The following is a 22,380-nucleotide window of genomic DNA, read 5'->3' on the forward strand; positions in this document are numbered from 1 at the left end:
CTGGGCCATGAAGTTCTTCTAATCTAAACCATTTTCTAATGGAAGCATGAAGGTTTTCTTCTTTGGTCCCATCAGGTGTATCAGGCCATTTCCCTTGCCTATACAACTGTATGCACTCTTTTTTGAACTCATAGCTATATTTCACAAAAATACCCTCCTTACTGGTTTGTCCAGTAAAGAGGGTACATATCAAACCCAGGAGTTTTTTCCTGGGTTTCTTTGTGTCTAGAGACAATTTGGATCAATTTTGGGACTTGGCAGGTAAAAAAAACAGGTCAATCTGACCTGGATTCTAGTCTTAAAATTAGCCAATAGTCTCCTTTGGGGTCTTTTCATTAAAAAAAGCTTAAGACTTGATGGGGTCAAGTTCTTAAGCTTTCTTTTTTTATTTAGGCATTGGCCCTTCCAGGGTATGGCTGGAGAGCCAGCCTTGGACCATGTCCCCTTGCGGGGTTTCCACTTCTACATGGCACCAGATTCGGCTGGTTTTTTCAATGACGGTTTCATAGACATAGACGTCTGAATTTTTTGGAATACTGGCTAGGATGGGAGCATCCAGGCTGGGGCTTTTTCTGAGATTGGCCTCTTCTTCCTTAACGACTTGGAAGGTATGCAAAAGCTCCAAGGCCTTGTCGCTGAGTTCGGCCCGTTTCTTATCTTCAGAAGTCAGGGGTTGCTTATTTTTTTCTTCTTCTTTTTCTTTAATTTTAATTTCGTTAAGTCGCCTTCTTTGGCTCTTGGAAATTTGGTCACTTTTGATGATTCGGTCCAGGAGGTTGAGGCCTTCTGCAGAGTTGGGAAGGACATTTAAGAGCCTATGGAGGAGGTCCAGGGCTTCGTCCACCCTGTTTTCTTCCAGGTAGGCTTGGGCTTGGTCCACAATGGCCCCCTCCAAGAGGGCAATTTCTTCATGGGCCTTGCCATAGCGAGACTCATCTTCTGGCAGGACCTTGGTAAAGTGGTTCAAGGAAATAAAGGGATCCTTGAGGTCTAGGGAGGCCAGGCCCATTTCATAATGGACCTTGGATTCCATAAGGTCGTTTAATTTTTCTTGCCGGGAGGCCAGGTCCTCGGGAGGATTCTTGGACAGGCCCAGGTAGATTTCCCTGGCTCCGGTGAAGTCATCTTTTTCAATCAGCCGGTCAGCCTGGCTCAGCTGGTGGTTTTTATAGATGTCTGTGGTCTTAAATTGCTGGTAGCCCAAGAAAATCAAGAGAAGGCTCAAGAGGAGGACCAGGGCCAGGACTAGGATGTCCATTTTGGATCCTTCATTGAGGCTGTTAAGGGTTTGACCCCGAATTTTTTCCATAAGCTGGATGGTGGAGGGACCGGGACTAGGGGTCTCAGGAGCCTCTTCAGGGGCCAGACCATCTTCTTCTGGCCTAGGATTTAGGCTGGCTGCAATTTTTTGGTCTATCAAGTCCTGGGTCAAGTTGTTTAGGACATAGTACTTGTTCCTGTGGCAATTACTACATTCAAATTCTGCTCGGAGGTTGGTGGCTCCACAAACACACCGCCAGGCTGTTTTTAAGTTTTCCCCATAGGTCATACAGTCTGGGGCAATGAAGTCTTTCATCTCCTGGAGTCTTTCCAAGGAAATCATAGGAAGCTGGTAGAGGTCTTGTTCCAAAGGCTGGTAGACGGATCCTGTCTTGTCGGAAAAAACCACAGACTGGATGCCAATCTCCAGCTGCCGGGCTGTATGGAAGCGTTCATCCAGGATAAAGGGTTCGAAGTAGCAAACTTGGTGGGGCTTAGCCAGGCTATCTTCTGCAGAAAAAGTAAAGACTGTTCCATCAAAAAGAGCCTTAGAAAATTCATCATAAAATTTTACAGAAAAAACAAAGTTTGTTGCCTCTACATTTGAGACGTTTAAAACATCCACCATGAGGCAAAGATCGTGGTCCAACTGGGAAAGGTTGGCCCCAATAATCTGGACGCGGTCCCGAGGATTTAATAAAACCTTGCTGGGGCCGGCTGTAATGATTTGGTCCAAAGTCTGCCACCTCCTTCTTATCTTATTATAACGATTCGCCAGGGTCCTTTCAATGAATGGGAGGTTAATCTCTTAAAAAATAGGGTAAATAAAAACTGGAGGATTGAAAATGCAAAAAATAAAAGGAAAAAACATCCAATTAAAAAATGGCGAAACCTATTTCTACCGGGAGGCAGGCCAGGGACCCCAGGTTCTCTTTCTCCATGGGAACATGTCGTCCAGTGCTTTTTGGGACAAGTCTATGGAAGCCCTGGCCCAGGACTACCATTCTTTTGCTCCGGACCTCAGGGGCTTTGGCCAGTCTAGCTATCAGACCCGTATTGGGTCTCTTTGGGACTATGTGGAGGACCTGAAGGACTTTATGGAGACCTTGGGCCTTAGCCAGGTCCACCTGGTGGGCTGGTCCCTAGGTGGGGCAGTGGCCTTAGGCTTAGTGGCCCGCTATCCCAAGCTCTTTAAGGACCTGACCATTATTGGGGCTTTGGGTTTGGCTGAACCCAAGCAACGTCTGGTATGGAAGTTGCCGGGCTTTGATGATGTTCTGGGAAGTCCCTGGCCTGAAACTAGGCAGTCCAAGGACCCTCTTTTGGGCTATGCTGTGGAAATGCTTTGGCAGTCCACCATGTACCATGTGAAAGAGCCCAATCCCCAAGACCATAAAAAATACCTGGATGCCAGCCTAGAACAAGTCAACCGTAAGGATGCCATCCGGGCCTTGAGAGATTTTTATCTCACCGATGACCAGTGGAAGAAAATCCAGCTTCCCTGCCAAGCCATCCATGGGGAATTGGACCGGATTGTTCCCTACTACCAACAAAGTCGCAGGGCCCAAAATTGCCATGTCCACCTCCTGGACCAATGTGGCCACTTTGTTATGAATGACCGCTTTGAGATCTACTTAGACCTATTAAAAAATTTTTTCCAAAGACAGGAGGACCAATGACCAAAGTTTTATTGACCCGAGAAATCAACCAGACCTATCGTGAAAAAATCAAGGACCTGGGCTACCAAGTCCAGCTGATGGAAGAGGGAGGCCCCTTGGAGGACATAGACCTGGCCTTGGGAGGTCTGGCTTTGAGAAAGTTAGATTTTAGCCAGTTAAAAAAGCTCCAGGCCGTCTTTCTAACCTCCATGGGAGTGGACTACCTACCCCTGGATTATTTTTCAAAAAAAGGCATTATCCTATCCAACAACCAGGGTGTCTATGCCGAGACCATTGGGGAGTTCATTGTCTTTAACCTCCTACAAATTCAAAAGGCCAACCGGTTTTTTATCCAAAAGCAAGAGGCCCATCTTTGGGAAAAACCAAAGACAGGCCTGGGGGCCCTAAAGGGGAAAACTGTTCTATTTTTTGGGACAGGGTCCTTGGCCCAGGCTGGAGCTAGAAGGCTAGAGCCCTTTGGAGTCCAGCTTGTGGGCTATAGGAAAAGTCCAAAACCCCAGGCTCCCTTCCAAGAAATTGTCACAGACCAAAACTTGGACCAGGCCCTAAAAAGAGCCGACTTCCTTGTCCTGACCCTGCCCAAGACCAAGGAAACCTACCACTTGATCAACCGGGACCTTTTGGCCAAAACCAAGCCGGGGGTCAAGATTATCAATGTAGCCCGGGGGGATATCATCCAGGAAGAGGCCCTGGTAGAAGCCTTGGAATCTGGCCATGTTGCCGGAGCCTGCCTGGATGTCTTTGAAAAAGAACCCCTGGACCCGGCTTCTCCCCTTTGGGACATGGACCAGGTCTACATCACTCCCCACCACTCCTATAGCAGTGAAGGAGACCGAGAAATTGAATACAAGACCATTATGGAAAATCTCAAACGCTTTAAAAAAAATCAACCCCTTATCCATGTGGTTGACACAGACAAGGGGTATTGATTAGGCTAAAATTTCCTCCAAGGCCCTTAAAAGGGCGTCATTGGCTTCCTGGCTCAAGATACAAAAACGGAAAAAGTCCGGCCCCAGGTTGGGGAAGTTGGCGCAGTCCCGAATAATGAGCTTCTTGGGCAGGAGCCTTTCTCTAAGCTCTTGGGCCGTGAGACCATCCTTCAACTGGCAAAGGACAAAGTTTCCTTGGCTGGGATAGACCCTTAAGCCAGGGAGCTTTTTCAGGCTCTGAATCATCCGAGCACGCTCTGACTTGGTATGTTGGTAGACCTGGTCTTGGTAGTCCTTGTTGAGGAACATTTTTTCTCCCATCATCTCAGCATAGATGTTGATGCCCCAAAGGTTTAACTGGTCCTGGAGGGCTTGGAGGTGGGATCCGTGGGAGAGGACACCATAGCCCAGACGGATGCCGGGACTGGCGAAAAATTTACTGGTGGACCGGACTACAAAGAGTCGGTCATAGTTACAGGCCAGCTGGCAAGCCGTATAGGGAGCCAGGTCTGTGAATTCGATATAGGTTTCATCAATTAAGAGGTAGGCCTGGGTTTCTTGCAAGATCCGTTCAATATCCTTGGCTTCCAGGATGGACCCTGTGGGATTGTTGGGGTTGGTCAAAACATAGAGGTCAATGTCCAGGTCCTTAATTTGGTCAATAATGGCCCCAGGTTCCAGGGCAAAATCCTTGTCCCTGTCTAAAAGATGGTGGTGGACCCGGGCTCCAATCTTCTTGAGCTCTCTTTCATATTCACTATAGCAGGGGCTGTTTAAAAGAGCATTGGCCGGATGGACCAGGGCAATATAGGCAGAAAGTAGGTTGGTAGTTCCTGCTCCCAAGACAATTTGGTCTGGGGGACAGTGGATGTAGCTGGAAAGGACAGATCGCAGCTGCCTGTATTCGGGGTCGGGATAGACCTTGGCCCGGTCAATATGTTGGACCAGGTAGTCCAGGCTGTCTCGGTCGGGACCGAAAGGGTTGACGTTGGATGAAAAGTCCATGATTTCGTCAATGGAAAAACCATATTTTTCTTGCAGTTCGAATAGGTTGGCACCATGTTGAATTTTATTGGCCATTGTAACCTCCTTTATTTCTATGTCAATCATAACCCAAAATTTTTTAGAATGCAATTCAGAAAGGATGAAGTAAAATGTACGAATTTCGAAACGACTACAACAGCGTAGGCCATCCCAAGGTCGTGGAAAGACTCATGGACCAAGTCCACACCGTCTATCCGGGCTATGGCTTTGACCAAGCCTCTGACCGAGCTAAGGAAATGATCCAAGAAAAAATAAAAAGGGACGTGCAAATTAACTTTGTTCCCAGTGGAACCAGCGCCAATATCCTCTCCCTAACAGCCACTTTAAAGCCCTATGAAGGAGTGGTGGCAGCAGAATCTGGCCATATTGTCAATGACGAAGCCGGAGCCCTGGAAGCCGTAGGCCATAAGGTGGTTTTTGTGGAATCCCAAGATGGAAAGATCAAGCCCCAGGCCTTAGAAGACTACCTGGCCCAAGAACATGACTTTTTTAATATCCTACCCAAAATCGTCTACATTTCCAATAGTACAGAATTGGGAACCGTCTACCGGAAGGCCGAATTGGAAAGAATCTACAAGGCCTGCCAAGACCATGGTGTCTACCTCTATATCGACGGTGCTCGCATGGGGTCTGCTCTTATGAGCCCGGCTTGTGATTACAGCCTGGAAGACCTGGCTGGCCTTTGTGACATCTTTACCATAGGTGGAACTAAAAATGGAGCCCTCTTTGGGGAAGCAGTGGTCTTTTGCAACAAGGACTTGGGAGAAAACTTCCACTATTATCTGAAACAACACGGAGTCCTAACGGCCAAGGGCTTTTTAATGGGCCTCCAATACCAAGCCCTCTTTACAGACGACCTCTATTTTGAAAATGCCAAGATTGCCAACTCCATGGCTATGAAACTGGCAGAGGGAGTTAAAGACCTGGGACTGGACTTTGCCTATCCGGCAGAAAGCAACCAAATCTTTGTCAGTCTTCCAGCTGGACTTTTAGACAAATTGGCCCAAACAGTCACCTTTGAAGACTTTGGTCCCCTGGAAGGAGACCGGGAATGTGTCCGTTTTGTCACCACCTACCATACCAAGGAAGAAGAAGTCCAAGGCCTCTTGGAAAGCCTAAGAAGTCTTGTGGGATAAATTTAGAAGAGAAAAGGGGAAAGAGGGGACTCTTTTCCTTTAAAATGCTCAAAAGCCTTGAATATTTTTTTGGGATGGATATAATGGACTTAACAAGAGGGAAGGGCAGATCAAATAAAGGCCTGTGACTAAAAGATTTCTAGTTAGATAATAGACCAACAAAGGAAGGAAAAAAATGCAAGAAAAGAAAAAAGAATCCCTATTGCCAAACGTTCCAAGTCTTCTTATCGTCATCGGTTTAACGGTAGCGGACTGCATTTACTTTCGAGAAGACATCTCTATTCGCTGGATTGCAATACAAGTTGCTATATGTTTAGCCATTGGTTATGCCTTTGAAGCTTTTCAAAGACACCAAAGAAAGAAATATGGCCTTGAAGAAGTGGACCAAGGCTCTTCCCAAGAGTCTTGATGATGGAATCGATAAAATAGAAAATTTTGAAAAACCCGGAAAGATACAAGGTCTTTCCGGGTTTTTTTATCTTTAAGCTTGGTAGACAATTTTTCCTCTACAAAGGGTGTAGAGGACCTTGCCTGGAAGTCTTTGGCCCAGGAAGGGGCTGTTGGATGACTTGCTAAAGCTAGCTTCATAGAGCCAGTCTTGGCCGGGGTCAAAGATGACGATGTCTGCTGGGCTGCCAACTTTTAGGCTGCCTCCCGGAAGTTGGAAGTAGTCTGCAGCATGGCAGGATAAAAGCTCCACCAAGGCTGGGTAGTCCAAAAAGCCTTCTTGGACCAATTCTCGAATGCTCAGGCCCAGGGCAGTTTCCAGGCCAATAATGCCTGAAGGGGCCTTAAGGAGGTCTTGGTCTTTTTCTTCCTTGCTGTGGGGAGCGTGGTCTGTGGCAATAAAGTCTATGGTTCCCTTGGCAATATGGGCCTTGATCCGGTCCACATGGTCCTGGGACCTAAGAGGTGGGTTCATCTTGGCCAGGCTGCCATAGACTTGGGCAGCATCCCGGTTGAGACTAAAGTGGTGGGGGGTGACTTCACAAACCACCGGGGCTCCTAAACTCTTATAGTGGGCAATGATGTCGGCGCTGTCAGCGGAGGACAGGTGCTGGATGTCAATGGGGGCCTGGTGGGATAGGGCCAGGGCGCAGTCTCTTTGGACAAAGGAGTCCTCACTTTTACTAGGGGCTCCCTGGATACCCAGAGAGTGGGCAAAGGGACCCTGGTCAAAACCGGGGCAGTCAATCAGGGCCGGGTCTTCTTCATGGAGGGAGATGGTGAGTCCCAGTTTTTTGGTCCTTTCCAGGGCTTCTTCAAAAAGGGCCTGGTCCTTCAAGGGGAAGCCGTCGTCGGAAAAGGCCACAGCTCCGGCTTGGGCCAGGGCCTCCAGGTCATTGAGTTCTTGGCCCTTAAGGTCCCGGGTCAAGGCCGCCACGGTGTAGAGGCGGATGGGGAGGTCTTGGGCTTTTTGGTAGAAATTTTTTAGGTCCTGGACAGTATTGATGACAGGCTTGGTATTGGCCATACAGATGACGGAGGTGTAGCCTCCTCGGGCGGCGGCGCGAGCCCCGCTTTCCAGGTCTTCCTTGTGGGTAAAGCCAGGGTCCCTAAAGTGGACATGGACATCGACAAAGCCAGGACTGACGATGGCTCCATGAGCTTCTAGGACTTGGGCTCCCTGAGGGTCCAGGTCCTTAGCCATTTCTACAATCTTTCCCTGGTCCAGACGGAGGTCTAACACTTGGTCCAGGTTTTGGCTGGGGTCGACCAAGCGGCCCCCTTGGATTAAAATTGACATTTAATGCTCCTTCATAAATTCTTGGATGGCTTGGATGGCTTCTTGGATGTAGGCCTTTTCTCCAGGATAACCATAGATGACCTGGCCGTGCTCTTGGATCTTTCCTATGATCATCTGGTTACGGTAGAGGCGGTTGTCTCCGGTCCCTTGGGACCGCATATCTGTCAAGACGCCCAAAATCAGCCGGGGAAAGTGGATGCCATGGTCGGCTTCGAATTCGGCCATGACTCCATGGGCCATGATTTCTGCTGCGACACCATCATCGATGCTAAGACCATCCAGGCAGGCAATGAGGATGTTGGCTTCCTTGAGCTTTTGGGTATCGGCCTTGGAAATGGCCAGGGCGGTAATGGTGTCATCCTTGTTTTTCTTGTCGTTGATGTCTGCATTTCTTTGGGGGACATAGAGGTCTAGTTGGGTTTGGGCTTCAATGGCCCGGGCAAAGTCTTCCGTCCATTGGAACATGGCGTCGTTAAAAAAATGGGAGGCAAAGTATCCTTTCATTGGGTCCTTCTTTCTATTAAAGTTTGGTATAGGCCAGGCAGAGGAGTTTTTGGTCCTGGGCCTTGGGAAATTCCCGGGCCAGGGCCTGGCTGAAATTGTTTCGACAGGGGAGTTTTTTAAAGGTCAAGACCAGGTTTTTAAAGGTCTCTTCTGGGTCGGCCAGGTCTTCCAGGGCTGCCAGGTCCTGGCTAGGCAGGGGGATGGGCCGGGTCAGGGAGAGGAGGTAGAGAATCTTGAGATCCTTGGCCTTGAGGGGGTCCTGGCTCCTGTGGACCAGGTCCAGGGCCCGGTCTACCCGGGTCCAATCCTCTCTTAGATAGTAGAGGCGCAAGACCTGGTAGACTTGGCGGCGGTTGAGGCCTTGATCTTCCAAGACCAGGGAGAAATCCTCCCGACGGTCCATAAACTTTTCCAGGATGTCTTCATCTAAAATATCCAAGAGGGTTTTCAGGTCTTCCAGCCTAGCCCAGGGAAGAGAGTCCACTAAAAGGTCCAGGAGGTCTTCTTGGCTGGGGCCTTCTTCCAGGTAGGAAACTAGGGTCTTGGGCCAGAGGTCTTGGCGACCCTTTTTCAGGGCTTGGACCAAGAGGTCTTTGGCTTCAGGACTTTCTTGGACTTCTTCTTTTTCTAGCTGGGGCCTTTCAATAAAGACAACCTGGTCCTCTGGATCTCTCTTTTTGGGAAAAAGCCGTTGGAAGAGGCCCTGAGCCTCTTCCTCTTCTTTTTGTCGCTTGGAAAGCATTTGACAAATCCGGTCAAATTCCTTTTGTAGGATGGCATTTTCTTTTTTTAATCGGTCAATTTCTTGGTCCTTTTCCTCTAGCTGTCTTTGGATGAGGGCAAAGGCGGACTCCAAACTTTCTTTCATATTATAACCTTTCTACTTGCCCTTGCTTGGCAAGGTCTTTTTTCAGGTGGAGGACAGAAAAAATAGTCAAAACCAGGGTGGCCACTTCTGCCAGGCTACCAGCCAACCAAATAAAGTTGGGGGCCAGGGCCTTTAAGAGGTGGAGGAAGATAAAAATGAAGATGAAACCCCGGGATAGGGAGATTAAAATCCCCAGCCTGGGCTTGTTCAAGGCGGCGGACATACCGGAAACCAGGATGTTGTAGCCCAGGAAGAGGTAGGAGATGGAATAGAGTCTCAGGGCATAGATGGCCAAGTCAAAGGCGGCCCTTTCTGTTTTGGGGATAAAGATTTGAACTAGGCTGGAGGGAAGGAATTGAGCCGGCAGGAAAAAGATCATACTGGCCACAAAGACAGTTGCCAGGGCTGAGACAAAGATTTTCCGAATAGCCCCTAGGTCCTCCTTGCCATAGTAGAGGGAAAAGAGGGGTTGGGACCCCTGGGTGATGCCGGACATGGTCATGGTTAACAAGAGGGAAAAATAGTTGATGACCGTATAGGAAATCAAACCTGTCTCCCCGTAAATAGCCAAGAGGCTACGGTTGAAGAAAAACAAGATGGCTGAATAGGAGAGCTCGGTTAAAAAGTCTCCGAAGCCAATTTTCATGGCCTTAACCAGGGAAACAAGCTGGGGCTTAATCAGTAAAATCCTCAGCCGACCCTTGCGGGCTAGAAAGTGGCGGAGGAAGATGACAAAGGATAGGATTTGGGCCAGGCCTGTGGCAAAGGCAGCCCCCTTGATCCCCCAGCCGAAAAAGCGGATAAAGACATAGTCTAAAATAATGTTGGTCAGGGCTGAGGACAGGACCCCAATGGTGGACAGGATGGGCATGCCGTCGACCTTGACTAGGATTTCCAAAATATAGGACAGGATAAAGAAGAAGGTAAAGGGCAGGACCAGGGATAGGTAGTCTATGACCAGGCCGTGGAGGTCACCGGTGGCTCCCAAAAAATGGGCCAGGGGTTCAATAAAGACCATTAAAAGAATGGAGGTCACCAGGGCAAAAAGACCTGATCCGAAGAGAACGGAGGAAAAAATTTCATTGGCCTTATCTACCCGGTTCTTACCCAGGTTGATCCCAATCCGGGTTGAGGTTCCCACAGACACCAGGATCCCAAAGGAAAAGAGGGCATTGGTGACGGGCATGGCCAGGTTGACAGCAGCAAAGGCTTCGGGTCCGACAAAGTGGGCTACAAAAAACCCATCCACCAGGGTGTAGATGGAAAAAACCCACATGGCTAAAATGGTTGGAATAACATATTTAAAAAAAGTTTTACTAGTCATTTTTTCATCCTCAATACGACATCAATCTTAGTGACTACTTGTAATTAAGTCTATTATGACACATCCCAAGAAAAAACAAAAGTTTAAAGAAAAGGCCTTTACAAATTTTTTTAACATGGTATACTATAAATAATTTCATAATTTACTATAATAAAGCAAGAAAGGAGATTTACTTATGAAATCGATAAAATATTTGTTAGCTGTTTTACTTTTAGGAGTCTGTCTAACGGCCTGTGGAGGAGGACAAGATTCAAACCAAGCTGGGGAAGCTTCTCAAGGATTAGATAAAAACAAGACCTATATCATTGGTCTAGACGATACCTTTGTCCCCATGGGTTACCGGGACGAAAAGGGCGACTTGGTAGGTTTCGATGTGGACCTGGCCAGGGAAGCGGCAAAAATTATGGGAATCCAAGTGGACTTTATGCCAGTGGATTGGAACTATAAGGAAGCGGAATTAGAGGCCAAAAACATTGATTTTATCTGGAATGGCTACTCCATTACTCCAGAAAGAGAAAAGGCTGTTTTATTTTCCAAGCCCTATATGGACAATACCCAGTTAATTATTGTACCTGAGGATTCTCCCATTGAGACCAAGGCTGACTTTAAGGGGAAAAAAGTAACCCTCCAAGCAGATAGTTCTGCCCTGGAAGCTGTAAAAAAAGACCAGGCCTTTGTGGATTCTTTAGGAGGCCCCTTGGTGGAATATCCTACCAACATTGAAGCCTTTAAAGATGTAGAAGCTGGCCGTAGTGACGGTCTTGTGGTAGATGAAGTCTTGGCTCGGGACTATTTAAAGAAAAATCCTCAAGTTAAGATGAAAATTTTAGAAGAAAACTTCGGCCAAGAAGAATTTGCTGTAGGTATGCGAAAAGAAGATAAGGCCCTGGCAGAAGAATTAAACAAGGCCCTGGACCAACTGAAAGAAAATGGAAAATTTGAAGAAATCAGAGGACGGTATTTCAGTAAATGAACATGTTAAGAATGCTCCTGCCCCTTTTGGGAGAGGGGATGAAGATGACCCTGGGACTTTTCGTCCTGACCCTGGTCTTGTCTTTGCCCCTTTCCCTTCCGGTGGCCCTAGTAAGGATCCAATCCAACAAATTCATCCAGACCTTGACCCGGATCTATATTTACATCATGCGGGGGACCCCCTTGCTCTTGCAAATGCTCTTTGTCTTTTTTGGTCTTCCCCTTTTGGGCCTGACTCTGTCTAGGAACGGGTCCATTGTCCTGGCCTTTGTCTTAAACTATACGGCTTATTTTGCTGAAATTTACCGGGGTGGAATCCAGTCCATCCCCCAAGGGCAATGGGAGGCCGGCAAGGTCCTGGGCCTATCCAGGTCCTTTACCTTTTTCAAGGTCATCCTGCCCCAAGCCAACCGGGTGGTCCTGCCCTCTATTGGCAACGAGGTCATTACCCTAATCAAGGACACCTCCCTGGTTTATACCCTGGGAGTCATGGATATTTTAAAGGCGGCCAAGACAACCTCCATGAATTTTTCCTCCTTGGTCCCCTATATCTATGTAGCCGTGGTTTACCTGGTTTTAGTGGCTGTAGTTTCAGCTATTCTCAATAAGATTGAAGAAAGAGGAGGCCAGTCCTATGTTAAAAATTAAAGGCTTTAAAAAATCCTTTGGAGACAACCTCCTTTGGGACGACCTGTCTGTAGAAATACCTCCTGAAAGCATTACCTGTATCCAAGGGAAGAGTGGAGAGGGGAAAACCACCTTCCTCCGTTGCCTCCTGGGTTTAGAAGACCTAGATGCAGGGGAGGTCTTTTGGCAGGACCAAGTCCTGGAAAGTAAGGACATTGGTTTGGTCTTCCAAGACTTCCAGCTCTTTCCCAACCTTAATGTAGAGGAAAACTTGCTTTTGGCCTCCAGATACCATAAGAGAGACCTCAAGGAAGCCAAAGAAAAAGCCCAACAACTCCTGGAGCTGATGGGCATGGAAGATAAAAAAGAGGCCTATCCGGAAATCTTGTCCGGGGGGCAAAAGCAAAGAGTGGCCATTGCCCGGGCCTGTATGGAAAATCCCAAGGTCCTTTGTCTAGACGAGCCAACCTCGGCCTTGGATGACCAATCCAAAAAGACCATTTACGACCTGATTAAGGGTCTGGTCCAAAGAGGAATGACCATCCTGATTGTCACCCACGACAGTCATTTTGCCAAGGAAGTGGCTGACAAGATCTTGACCATCCAAGATGGTCACTTTATAAGCCAAGAAAATTAAGGCATTTCAAGTAGATTTCGCCCCGCCGGGCATCCTCTTGGAGAGGAGCCTCCAGGCCAAGGCGGTCAAAGAGGTCTTTTTGGTCTTGGATAGGCATGTTTTCATAAATATTGATGCTCTTACTAGGGATAGGGTCTAGTTTTAAATAGCCCAGCTCTAGGAGTTTTAGGCTGGCTTGGGCCTCCCGGGAAGAAGTGTCCGGTCCTACCACCGTCATGGAAGAGTGAAAATTATTTCCTAAGCTTCCCCGGCGGCGGACATCTTCTTTTAAGAGGTCTTGGATCCGGCCTTTTTTTGGCCCTAACTGGTCATCATCTGTCGTGGCATAGAGGAAGGGAATGTCTTCCCCAGCCAAGACCCCGTTTTGGGATAGGAGGGCCTTCATCCGGTAGGAATTGACCCCCAGGCGAACCAGGTCATGGTCTTGGACAGGTTGTCCATCGTCATAGGTCAGGCTGACAATCCTTTGGCCCACAGGTTGGTTGTAGTCCACCGTGTAGTCTAGGCCAGAAAAAAAGTCAAAGGTAGAATACTTTAAGCGAGCTCTTTTGGGGTGGATGCTCAGAGTGACATCCCCTGGGTGGAGACGGTTGAAATAAGAAACCGACCACTCCATATAGCGCCTTAACTGCCAGGCTTGAATCTTATAGACAGACATCTCCCCACCAGCATAGTGGTAGTTGCGGTAGATGTCTTTTTTTCTGAAGGGACCTGGAAAGATTTTGGGATAGGGATTGTCCAGGTGGAAGGCCACCACATCAGCCCCGGAAGCCTCCAAGAGAACCGACCCAATCCAGGCGGTCCAGGCAGAGGGATAGGAGGCAATGTGGGGGTAGTTTGGAATGGAGCTTGGGGCTACCATGGCTTGGTCCACCTGGCCCAAGACCTCTTCCGAAGTTTTTTTGGCCTTGAGGTGGTAGGGCTTTAGCAAGTCAATAATTTCCTTGTCCGGCGCCAGGATATCTCCATCCTGGTAGATGGGGATCAGAGAAGAAGACCTCTGGGAGATGTAGGTGGATTCCGGGGTCTTTTTAAAGTGCAAGTCCATTTTCAAGAGGTGGGTGGCAAACATACCTGCTTCAGCCACCAGGGTCTTGTCAATTAAAAGTCCCCTTTCCAGCTGGTGCATATGGGCTCCGGCAACCAGGTCAAAAGAAGTAGAAAGTTTTTGGACAATATCCCGGACTCCTGTATTGGGATGGGCATTTTCATTTTGGATCCCCATGTGGAAGATGCCGATTTTTGCATCCACCGGGGGCATGTCTGCAAAGACTCTTTCCAGGGCTTGGACCGGGTCTTGAATGGTAAATTCCTTTAAGATGGAAGACTTTTCCTTGAATTCCCCCACCAGAGGGGTAATGAGGCCCACAATGGCTACCTGGATTCCGTCAAAGTCGTAAATTTTATAGGGCTTAAAATAGGGCTTGCCCTCCTTGTCCAGGAGGTTGGCCAAGAGGATGTCTCCTTGGAAGAGGTCCTGGGCCCTATGGATGAAGTCCGGTCCATAGTCAAATTCATGGTTGCCCAGAACCCAACCGTCATAGCCAATGGCATTTAGGGCCAGGATTCCAGGATGGACCGGGTCCTTAGCAAAAAGACTGGAAGCATTTCCCTGGACCAGGTCCCCGGCATCAAAGGTCAGGACATGGTCGTGGTCCTTTTTAATAGACTTGATTAGGGTAGAAAGCTGGGCCAAAGATCCGTGGACATCTTCTTCATCTTTTGTATAATCCCAAGGCAGGTACCAGCCATGGATATCTGAACTGATTAAAAGACTTAAAGAAGTTTCCTGCATAAGAAGATCCCTTCCTCAGTTCTTTTTCATAGAAGAGGATTTACCGTGCTCCTTCAAGAGCTTGCTCCGGACATCCCACAATTTTTGAGACAAGTCCACATGGTAGTCTTGAGGGTTGTCAAAGCGCTTCATTTCATCCCAGAGCCGGTCCAGCTCATCTTGGGCATGTTGACGGATTTGGTCCAGGTCCGGCAGGTCGTAGACCAATTTTCCCTTGTCATAAATTCTTTCCAAGAGAGGTTTGACCTTGTAGTTGGAAAGGGTCCGGGTCTTCCAGGTGTAGAGGGGGTGGAAGATTTCAAAGTCTTGACCCTTGGGTGCTTCCTCGTCGTGGAGGGTAATTAAGTCAGCCAGGGCCTTGTCGGTGTCCTTGTCGTAAAAACGGTAGAGGTTTTTAAAACCGGGAGTTGTGATCTTTGAAATATTTTCGGAAATTTTAATGGTGGGTTCCAATTGGCCATCTCTTTCCACACTGGTAAGCTTGTAGACCCCACCAAAAACAGGGTCGCTCTTGGAGGTAATCAACCGTTCACCAACACCGAAAGAATCCAGCTTGGCTCCTTGGGTCAAAAGGGCCTCAATGACAAATTCATCCAAAGAGTTGGAGGCCATAATCTTGGCATAGGGATAGCCAGCATCATCTAGCATCTTCCGAGCTTTTTTGGACAGGTAGGCAATATCTCCGGAGTCAATCCGGATTCCCATATTTTTAATTCCCTTGGGTTTTAAATATTGGTTAAAAGTTTTAATAGCATTGGGAACCCCTTGTTTCAAGACATCGTAGGTGTCCACCAAGAGGATGCAGTTGTGGGGGTAGGTTTGGGCAAAGGCGTCAAAGGCCTCCTTTTCCGTAGGGAACATTTGTACCCAGGAATGGGCCATGGTGCCCACAGCTGGAACCCCATAGATCTTCTCAGCCAGGGTGTTGGCTGTACCTGCACAGCCCCCGATATAGGCAGCCCGGGCGCCCAGGTTGGCTCCGGAATAACCTTGGGCCCGTCGAGATCCGAATTCCACCACGGGACGGCCTTGGGCTGAATAGCAAATCCGGTTGGCCTTGGTGGCAATCATGGATTGGTGGTTGATGGTTAGAAGAACCATGGTTTCCACAAGCTGGGCTTGGATGACAGGTCCCCGAACAATTACCAGGGGTTCATGGGGGAAGGCCACTGTTCCTTCGGGAATGGCCCACATGTCACAGGCAAATTCAAAATTTCTCAAATAGTCCAGAAAACCTTCAGAGAAGACCTTCTTAGACCGTAAAAATTCAATATCTTCGTCGGAAAAATGGAGTTGTTCCAAGTATTCCACCAATTGTTCCAAACCAGCAATAATAGCATAGGCTCCCTGGTCTGGGACAGACCGGAAGAACATGTCAAAGGTGACAATGGTGTCTTGCATATCTTGGTCAAAATAGCCATTTCCCATGGCCAACTCATAAAAATCCGCTAAAAGGGTATAATTATTTTTATCCATAAATTCTTTTACTTCCATATAAACCTCCTTGGGTCGGTAAAACAAGCATTTCTTACTATCTATTATAGCCTATAAAAAGATTTTAAAACAAAAAAATAAATTTAAAAACTTTTTAAAAAAATTGTAAAAAAGTGTTTAGAAGAAAAATAGCTGGGTATTATAAGAATACCAAAGGAAAAGGTTACCCTCTCCTTTGGCTGTACCTTGAAAATTCCATCCAACGTAAAATCAATTAAGAAGAAATGACATTCAAAGAGGTTCGAGTTCCTTTATCGATTATGATAGATAAGAAGAATTGATAAAAGAAGTGGAATAAGTTATTTGAAGGTTAATTCTTTACATCAAGGAAATTGATGTTGACTATAAACTATGTATTTTAACGGGAAATGAGCTCATAGACAAGGAAAGAAGTAAGGCTATTGTGTTTTAAATCAACCGAGTCGGAGAGAGATTCCATCGACCTAGGAATCGTTCGAATCCCCTTATCGAGTTGCTTTAGCATAAATAGTAGGCAAGAGGCAAGGCCTCTAGGAGTGAAGAAATGACGAGGACAAGAGTCCAAAAAGTCAGGAAAGAGAGTCGTGAATGGAACCTACAATAGACGCGTTGGATGGATGACAAGGTATTTTTTATTGGCCGGAAGGCCTTTTTTTATTGGTTTTTTTAGTGTGAGAGTGTAAATTTTGTTCCCTATATAAAAATATCCTGTTTAGCAATACGGGCGTGACGGGTGGTCTGTAGGGGCTTGCTTGTTCATGACCTAAGCCGAAATTTTTGATTTCGTAGCTAGGTTCACAGACAATTGCAACCAAATTAAAATTTGGGCAATTGGTTGCATAAGACCTACTATGGCTCCTTTGTCGCCAAGTTAGGTCTGGAATATGCAGTCTTTCACAGCGAAAGGAGCGAGAGCGAGCTTGAGCTGATGAAAAGTTGTACAAGCACGTTCTACAATTCCGAATATATTTATTTTGGGATTGTGGGTATTGATATGATTCTCTATATTTATATCTTCTGATTATCAATACGGGCGACACGGGGTCGCCCCTACAAGGTGGCGAATGGTTTTGTAGGGGCTTGCTTGTTCATGACCTAAGCCGAAATCTTTGATTTCGTAGCTAGGTTCACAGACAATTGCATCCAAATTAAAATTTGGGCAGTTGGTTGCATAAGACCTACTATGGCTCCTTTGTCGCCAAGTTAGGTCTGGAAGATGCAGTCTTTCACAGCGAAAGGAGCGAGAGCGAGCTTGAGCTGATGAAAAGTTGTACAAGCCCGTTCTACAAACCCGAATTTGTTTATTTTGGGATTGTGGGTATCGATGCTGTTCTCTATATTATATAATCCTGTCTACCAATACGGGCGGCACAGGGCCACCCCTACAATTTGGTGATCTGGATATTGATATTATTCTCTATATTTATATCGTTTGCTTACCAATACGGGCTACACGAGGTCGCCCCTACATGGGGTTTTCGGTCTAGACCATGAAGAAACAGGTGGTCTTTTCAAGGTAACGGATGGTCTGTAGGGGCTTGCTCGTCAAGCCCGTTCTGCAAACCCGGAAATGTTTATTTTGGGATTGTGGGTATTGGTATTATTCCCTATATTAATCTATACCTTTATTCTAGGAGGGGCCTAGGGGCTAACGCATGCCCCTTGCCCCTCCTAAGACCTCCCCATCCACCCTAGCTTACTTTGTGAAAGAAAAAATCGATAAGCCTAAAAATTCAAAACTCGCTTCGCTCAAACATTGAATTTTTTTAACGGCTCATCGATTTTTTCTCTCAATTTGAATAATCAGGTCGTTATATTTTCGGGTGTCATGGAAAAAATTGTAGGGGCTGGCCTGTCCAGCCCTTTCTACAATCTCGAATTTGTTTATTTAGGGGATATGGCTATTGATATGATTCTCTATATTTATATCTTCTGACTATCAATACGGGCGACACGAGGTCGCCCCTACATTGTGTTGCTGGGATAGGTCATGTCACTGTCGATTTCTGCCAATCGACCGGTCTCATCGGGATTGTATCTATAGCAGGGATGGTCGCTTGCTGACAAATCAAAGATTTGAAACGCCGCGACCTCTGACCTACCTACGAAATCAAAGATTTCGGGTTAGGTCATTAAAAAAATCCCCTGGTCTAAACCAAGGGATCTTCTAAACTTTATTTATGTTTCCGGATGGCTCCTAGGATTAATAATAAAATGACGGAACCGGCAATGGCGATTAGGAAAGAAGACAGGTTGAAACCAGATACTTTTCCGAAATGGAAGATGTTGGTTCCGATGAATCCACCAATAAAGGATCCGATAATCCCAACGATAATGTTGGCTCCGGCACCCATATTAGGATCGTCTCCTGTAACTTTACTTGCCAACCAGCCTGCAATAGCTCCAAAAATAATCCAACTAATAATACCCATAATTTACCTCCTTATGGTTTGTTTTATAAAATACTAGTAAATAAGTTCACTTATTTTTTACCCAGTAGAGGGTGGTTAAAACATAATTTTGTTCATTTTTTTCCTTCTAAAAGCTGGTCGACTTGTTTCTCCAGGTCTAAAATATGGTCCAAGGTCAGGTCATCTCCCAGCTTTGCCAGGGCCTTGGCCTGGCTTACCAGGTCTTGGGCCAGGGGGCCATCCAGGTCTTGGCATTGTTTGACCTTTCTACCCAGGCGGTTATAGGCCTGCATGACTTGGTGCTCTTGGGCAATATGGCCCAGGAGGTAGGAAAAAGGCCAGGCCTTGGTGGTTTCTGTTAAGACAGCCTTGTGGGGGAATTGGTAGCCCCTTTCTTGGGCATCTTGTAAAAATCCGTAGAGGGCCTCCCGGTCAATTTGGCAAAAGAGTAAAAATTCCATGCCTTCTGGATAGTCTTCCTTGACAAATTTTCTCTGGTCGGCTCCAGGGATTTGGGCCAGGTAACCAGCTGTATAAAGGGTGTCTTGGTCTTGGACTTCCTTAACCTGGAAGGAATATTTTTCTGCCAAGTCTTTAATAACATTTAATTTTTCTTGGTCTAAACCATAAACTAATAACATTTTTTCACCTACTTATTTTTTTAGGTCCTTAAAATTATGGTAAAATAAGGACGAATACTTTAATTATATACCCGATTTCTCTCGATAAGAAACAGGAGGGACTGGGAGGAGAATACAAGGAGAAATTTTATGAAAAAAGTGATTTATTTTTTACTGGGGGTCATGGTCTTGACCCTAGTGGCTTGTGGAGGGAGGAAAAACCAGGCCCTGGTCACCAACCTGGGAAGTCCTAAGACCAACCACTGTCTTCAGGACCTGGGGGAAAAATTTGGCCTAAGAGACCTAGACCAAATTCTAGAGGCCAGTGAAACTATTAACTCCACCAATGGAGACCGGGTGTATCCTTCTTTCGTTCCCTTGGACCAGGCCCCTTACGACCCCTTTTCCTTCAACAGCGATTTTCTAAAGGACCATCCAGATTTTCAGGACATCAACTGCCGGGAGACCCTGATGAAGGTCTACGGCCATGCCTTGGAAGTGAAGGGGGCTGATTTTCAAGGGACCTTCCTGGCCTTTGACCAAGAGGACCTGGCCAAGAACCCGGCCCTGAATAAAATTGATTCCAGGACCTATGCCGGCCTTTTTAATGAAATTGCCCTGGACCAGAAGGTCCAATCTCCAGAAGACCGGAAAAAGGCCTTTCAAGAGGCTTTAGATGCCAAGAACTTTAAGAACCATAACAAGGCTAAAACCATTATGGTCTACCTGGAGGACCCGGACCAAGGGGTTTATTTTGTAGGCCATTGCGGGCTCTTAATGGAAGATGGAGACCGCTACTACTTTTTTGAAAAACGGGCCATCAATGAGCCCTATTCTCTTTTATCCCTGAAATCCAAGGACCAATTGGTCCATATTTTAGAGGACCGTTATGGGGCAGAGGACATTCCCAGCCTGGTCATTACAGAGGATATGGAGGTTTTGGCCTGGGACCAGGGCTAATTTTTGTGAGAAAAGACAGGAACTTGGGTATTAATAAAAGTAAGAGCTTATTTGTGAGGTAGTAAAGATGAAAATGAAGAAAAAAACTTTTTTAGAAATTTTAAATTCCATTAGCCATGGCCTAGGGGTCTTTCTTGGTATCACAACTTGCGTCCTCTTGTGTGTCCACCATCGGGCCTATGCCAGCCGGATTTTTGTAGGAGAGCTGGTCTATATATCCAGCTTTATCCTCTTGTTTTTGGCTTCTACCCTCTACCATGGCATCCCCATCCGGTCAGAGAAAAATCTTTTGCGGGTTTTTGACCACAGTGCGATTTTTATTTTTATTGCCGGGTCCTATACTCCCATTGTCTTGTCCTTATTTGAAAATACAGGGGCTATTTTATTTTTAATCTTGATCTGGGGATTGGCCCTGGCGGGCTTTTGCTTTAAGTTATTTACCATAGGCCGTTATGACAAGTACACTAAATTGTCGACCTTTCTCTACATCGGCATGGGCTGGATTTCGGCCTTTTTGATTCCTGGCCTGGTGAGGACCATGGGGCTTAAGTATATGCTGGGAATTTTAATAGGGGGTATCCTCTATACCCTGGGAACTTATTTTTACCGAAAGACATCCTGGACCTACCACCATGTGGTTTGGCACTTATTTGTCTTGGCTGGAGCCGTGGTCCAACTAGTAAGCCTAGTTTTTGGCTTGCAGTTACCTGTTTTAGGAGGGGGAGCTTGATGAAGTTTGGATTTAATCTTATAGGTGCCGCCTTGAATTCAGCAGAAATTCAGGAGCAGGCAGAAAAAATTGAAGAAATTACCCAGCCGGACTTTTGGGCCAAGATTGACTGGTCTGCCCTTTTAAAACCCTTGGCCCTGGGGCTGGTTACCTTTGTTGTGGGCTACTATATCATTCGAATTCTCATTCGCTTTTTGGACAAGATTTTAAAGCAACAAGGAGTCAACCGGGGTCTGACCCACTTTCTTTTGGTGGGTCTCAAGGGGATCTTATACTTTTTCCTGGTTACCATTGTGGCAGGAAACCTGGGTATCAAGACCAACTCCCTAGTGGCCCTAATTGGAACCTTGGGGATTGCCATTGGTCTGGCCCTCCAGGGGAGCTTGTCGGACCTGGCTTCGGGAATCCTCTTGGTTTTGGTTCAACCCTTCCAGGTGGGGGACTTTATTTCCATCCAGGACAGGGAAGGACTCTACCGGGTTTTTGAAATCCGTCTCTTTCAAACCATCTTGGTGGACTACAAGGGCTTCCACTATATCCTACCCAACAAGACCATGATGTCTTCGGCCCTGGTCAACCTGTCCCAAGAGCCCCTGGTAGGGGCCCAGGTCCAAGTGGTGGTGGATATGGACCAAGATATTGACCGGGTTATGGAGGTGGCTAGGACTGCCTTGAAAGGGGTGGACCTTTTAAACCATGACCGGGGCTATAGTATCTTTCTGGATGAGCTTTTGGACTATGGGATGTCCTTTGTCTTTCGGGGTTTTACCCAGGATGTAAACTATGCTTCAGCCTGTACTGATATTGCAGTAGCTATAAAAAAAGCTTTTGACCGGGAGGGAATCCACCTGGCTCATAAGATTGTACGAATTGAAGAAAGAAAAGATTGAGAAAATTAGGAGAAAAAGAATGAAAAAACAAGTTAAATTAGGATTGACAGCACTTTTAATGACAGCCCTATGTGCCTGCGGAGGTCCCAAGAATACCAACACGGTTAACACGGCCAATGCAAATGCAAACCAAGCCCAAGCTTCTGTAGGAAGCCAGGACCAAGCCAATGCTTCAGCAGGTCAAGTCCAAGCCAATATCCAGGCCGTGGATGAAAAGGCCTATCCCGTCAGCTTAGCCCAAACAGTGGATGCCTTTAAAAAGGAATATCCCCAAGCCCAATTAACAGAGGTTTCCTTTGAACAAGAAAATGGAAGTTATGTCTATGAAATAAAGGGCAAGGACTCCAGCAAAGACTATGAGCTCCAAGTCCATGCCGCATCAGGAGAAATCTTAAAGCAAGGACAAGAAAATGAAAATAACCCCATGATTCAAGCCTTGGACCTAAGCCAAGTCAAAACAGAAAAAGAAGCCATGGATGCAGCCTTAGCTGCAGCCAAGGGCAAAAACCTGTATGTAAAATCCTGGTCTTTAGAAGTGGAAAACAAACGACCAGTCTATGAAGTTTCCCTTGTAAAGGACAACCAAGACGACTTAGATGTCAAATTGGATGCAAAAACTTTAGAAGTTCTTGACCTGGATATGTAATTTTTAAAAGAGCTAGAAACCCGGAGAGATTTTTCCGGGGTCTTTTTTTAATCTTATCTTAAGATTTTGAAAAATTGACGAAAAGGCCAATAAAGCGTATAATAGGGCCATTAAATAAGTTTGGAGAG

Annotated in this window: 21 protein-coding genes; 11 read left to right on the forward strand and 10 right to left on the reverse strand. The window is 46.6% G+C overall.

The window, feature by feature from the left end; translation table 11 throughout:
* Window positions 1-385: 385 nt before the first annotated feature.
* A complete protein-coding gene (locus CS898_RS04055) occupies window positions 386-1,996 on the reverse strand; it encodes an SH3 domain-containing protein (RefSeq protein WP_099208183.1) in 1,611 nt (536 codons plus the stop codon).
* Between the two features lie 109 nt (window positions 1,997-2,105).
* Between CS898_RS04055 and CS898_RS04060 the strand changes: the two genes are divergently transcribed.
* Window positions 2,106-2,939 carry an alpha/beta fold hydrolase gene (locus CS898_RS04060; RefSeq protein WP_099208184.1) on the forward strand — a complete coding sequence of 278 codons (834 nt, stop codon included), beginning with the start codon at window positions 2,106-2,108 and terminating at the stop codon, window positions 2,937-2,939.
* On the forward strand, window positions 2,936-3,868 hold the full coding sequence (locus tag CS898_RS04065) for an NAD(P)-dependent oxidoreductase (RefSeq protein WP_099208185.1): 933 nt from the start codon (window positions 2,936-2,938) through the stop codon (window positions 3,866-3,868). Before CS898_RS04060 ends, CS898_RS04065 begins: the two co-directional genes overlap by 4 nt.
* Here the strand turns inward: CS898_RS04065 and CS898_RS04070 are convergent, their stop codons facing one another.
* On the reverse strand, window positions 3,869-4,948 hold the full coding sequence (locus CS898_RS04070; protein ID WP_159459116.1) for a pyridoxal phosphate-dependent aminotransferase: 1,080 nt from the start codon (window positions 4,946-4,948) through the stop codon (window positions 3,869-3,871).
* A gap of 74 nt (window positions 4,949-5,022) precedes the next feature.
* Between CS898_RS04070 and CS898_RS04075 the strand changes: the two genes are divergently transcribed.
* A complete protein-coding gene (locus tag CS898_RS04075; RefSeq protein ID WP_099208187.1) occupies window positions 5,023-6,048 on the forward strand; it encodes a threonine aldolase family protein in 1,026 nt (341 codons plus the stop codon).
* 175 nt (window positions 6,049-6,223) lie between these two features.
* Window positions 6,224-6,457: a hypothetical protein gene (locus CS898_RS04080; RefSeq protein WP_099208188.1), complete on the forward strand. Its 234-nt coding sequence runs from the start codon at window positions 6,224-6,226 to the stop codon at window positions 6,455-6,457.
* 72 nt (window positions 6,458-6,529) lie between these two features.
* On the opposite strand, the gene CS898_RS04085 is transcribed toward CS898_RS04080, so the two are convergent.
* From CS898_RS04085 to CS898_RS04100, 4 genes are read right to left on the reverse strand one after another with little or no spacing between them, the layout of a single operon-like run.
* Window positions 6,530-7,795, reverse strand: coding sequence for a dihydroorotase (locus tag CS898_RS04085; RefSeq protein ID WP_099208189.1), 1,266 nt, complete (start codon window positions 7,793-7,795; stop codon window positions 6,530-6,532).
* Window positions 7,796-8,299 carry a nucleoside 2-deoxyribosyltransferase gene (locus tag CS898_RS04090; protein ID WP_099208190.1) on the reverse strand — a complete coding sequence of 168 codons (504 nt, stop codon included), beginning with the start codon at window positions 8,297-8,299 and terminating at the stop codon, window positions 7,796-7,798. It lies immediately after the preceding gene.
* 16 nt (window positions 8,300-8,315) lie between these two features.
* Window positions 8,316-9,167: a hypothetical protein gene (locus tag CS898_RS04095; protein WP_099208191.1), complete on the reverse strand. Its 852-nt coding sequence runs from the start codon at window positions 9,165-9,167 to the stop codon at window positions 8,316-8,318.
* A gap of 1 nt (window position 9,168) precedes the next feature.
* Window positions 9,169-10,491: an MATE family efflux transporter gene (locus tag CS898_RS04100; RefSeq protein WP_099208192.1), complete on the reverse strand. Its 1,323-nt coding sequence runs from the start codon at window positions 10,489-10,491 to the stop codon at window positions 9,169-9,171.
* Window positions 10,492-10,666: 175 nt separating this feature from the next.
* On the opposite strand from CS898_RS04100, the gene CS898_RS04105 reads away from it, so the two are divergent.
* From CS898_RS04105 to CS898_RS04115, 3 genes are read left to right on the forward strand one after another with little or no spacing between them, the layout of a single operon-like run.
* Window positions 10,667-11,464: an amino acid ABC transporter substrate-binding protein gene (locus CS898_RS04105; protein ID WP_099208193.1), complete on the forward strand. Its 798-nt coding sequence runs from the start codon at window positions 10,667-10,669 to the stop codon at window positions 11,462-11,464.
* Window positions 11,461-12,111, forward strand: a complete 651-nt coding sequence (locus tag CS898_RS04110; RefSeq protein ID WP_099208194.1) for an amino acid ABC transporter permease — start codon at window positions 11,461-11,463, stop codon at window positions 12,109-12,111. The genes CS898_RS04105 and CS898_RS04110 overlap by 4 nt, the downstream gene beginning before the upstream one ends.
* Window positions 12,098-12,727: an amino acid ABC transporter ATP-binding protein gene (locus tag CS898_RS04115; protein WP_099208195.1), complete on the forward strand. Its 630-nt coding sequence runs from the start codon at window positions 12,098-12,100 to the stop codon at window positions 12,725-12,727. Before CS898_RS04110 ends, CS898_RS04115 begins: the two co-directional genes overlap by 14 nt.
* On the opposite strand, the gene CS898_RS04120 is transcribed toward CS898_RS04115, so the two are convergent.
* From CS898_RS04120 to CS898_RS04135, 4 genes are all read right to left on the reverse strand, one after another.
* The gene (locus CS898_RS04120) at window positions 12,708-14,522 is read right to left on the reverse strand and encodes a bifunctional metallophosphatase/5'-nucleotidase (RefSeq protein ID WP_099208196.1); all 1,815 of its coding nucleotides are present in this window, start codon (window positions 14,520-14,522) and stop codon (window positions 12,708-12,710) included. The two genes, CS898_RS04115 and CS898_RS04120, sit on opposite strands and share 20 nt — an antisense overlap.
* A gap of 15 nt (window positions 14,523-14,537) precedes the next feature.
* The gene (locus CS898_RS04125) at window positions 14,538-16,016 is read right to left on the reverse strand and encodes a nicotinate phosphoribosyltransferase (RefSeq protein WP_234976021.1); all 1,479 of its coding nucleotides are present in this window, start codon (window positions 16,014-16,016) and stop codon (window positions 14,538-14,540) included.
* 2,153 nt (window positions 16,017-18,169) lie between these two features.
* The gene (locus CS898_RS04130; RefSeq protein WP_009430401.1) at window positions 18,170-18,427 is read right to left on the reverse strand and encodes a GlsB/YeaQ/YmgE family stress response membrane protein; all 258 of its coding nucleotides are present in this window, start codon (window positions 18,425-18,427) and stop codon (window positions 18,170-18,172) included.
* 92 nt (window positions 18,428-18,519) lie between these two features.
* Window positions 18,520-19,047 carry a DUF3783 domain-containing protein gene (locus CS898_RS04135; RefSeq protein ID WP_099208197.1) on the reverse strand — a complete coding sequence of 176 codons (528 nt, stop codon included), beginning with the start codon at window positions 19,045-19,047 and terminating at the stop codon, window positions 18,520-18,522.
* Window positions 19,048-19,176: 129 nt separating this feature from the next.
* Here CS898_RS04135 and CS898_RS04140 point away from each other — a divergent pair, with 129 nt between their 5' ends.
* The 4 genes from CS898_RS04140 (at window position 19,177) to CS898_RS04155 (ending at window position 22,252) form a co-directional block, all read left to right on the forward strand.
* A complete protein-coding gene (locus CS898_RS04140; RefSeq protein ID WP_099208198.1) occupies window positions 19,177-19,986 on the forward strand; it encodes a DUF4300 family protein in 810 nt (269 codons plus the stop codon).
* Window positions 19,987-20,053: 67 nt separating this feature from the next.
* On the forward strand, window positions 20,054-20,716 hold the full coding sequence (trhA, locus tag CS898_RS04145) for a PAQR family membrane homeostasis protein TrhA (protein WP_099208199.1): 663 nt from the start codon (window positions 20,054-20,056) through the stop codon (window positions 20,714-20,716).
* A complete protein-coding gene (locus CS898_RS04150) occupies window positions 20,716-21,606 on the forward strand; it encodes a mechanosensitive ion channel family protein (RefSeq protein WP_099208200.1) in 891 nt (296 codons plus the stop codon). The genes trhA and CS898_RS04150 overlap by 1 nt, the downstream gene beginning before the upstream one ends.
* A 19-nt stretch (window positions 21,607-21,625) precedes the next feature.
* Window positions 21,626-22,252, forward strand: a complete 627-nt coding sequence (locus tag CS898_RS04155) for a PepSY domain-containing protein (protein WP_099208201.1) — start codon at window positions 21,626-21,628, stop codon at window positions 22,250-22,252.
* The last annotated feature ends 128 nt before the right edge of the window (window positions 22,253-22,380 follow it).

Origin of the sequence: Urinicoccus timonensis (genome assembly GCF_900232945.1) — a bacterium.
Taxonomy (GTDB): domain Bacteria; phylum Bacillota; class Clostridia; order Tissierellales; family Peptoniphilaceae; genus Urinicoccus; species Urinicoccus timonensis.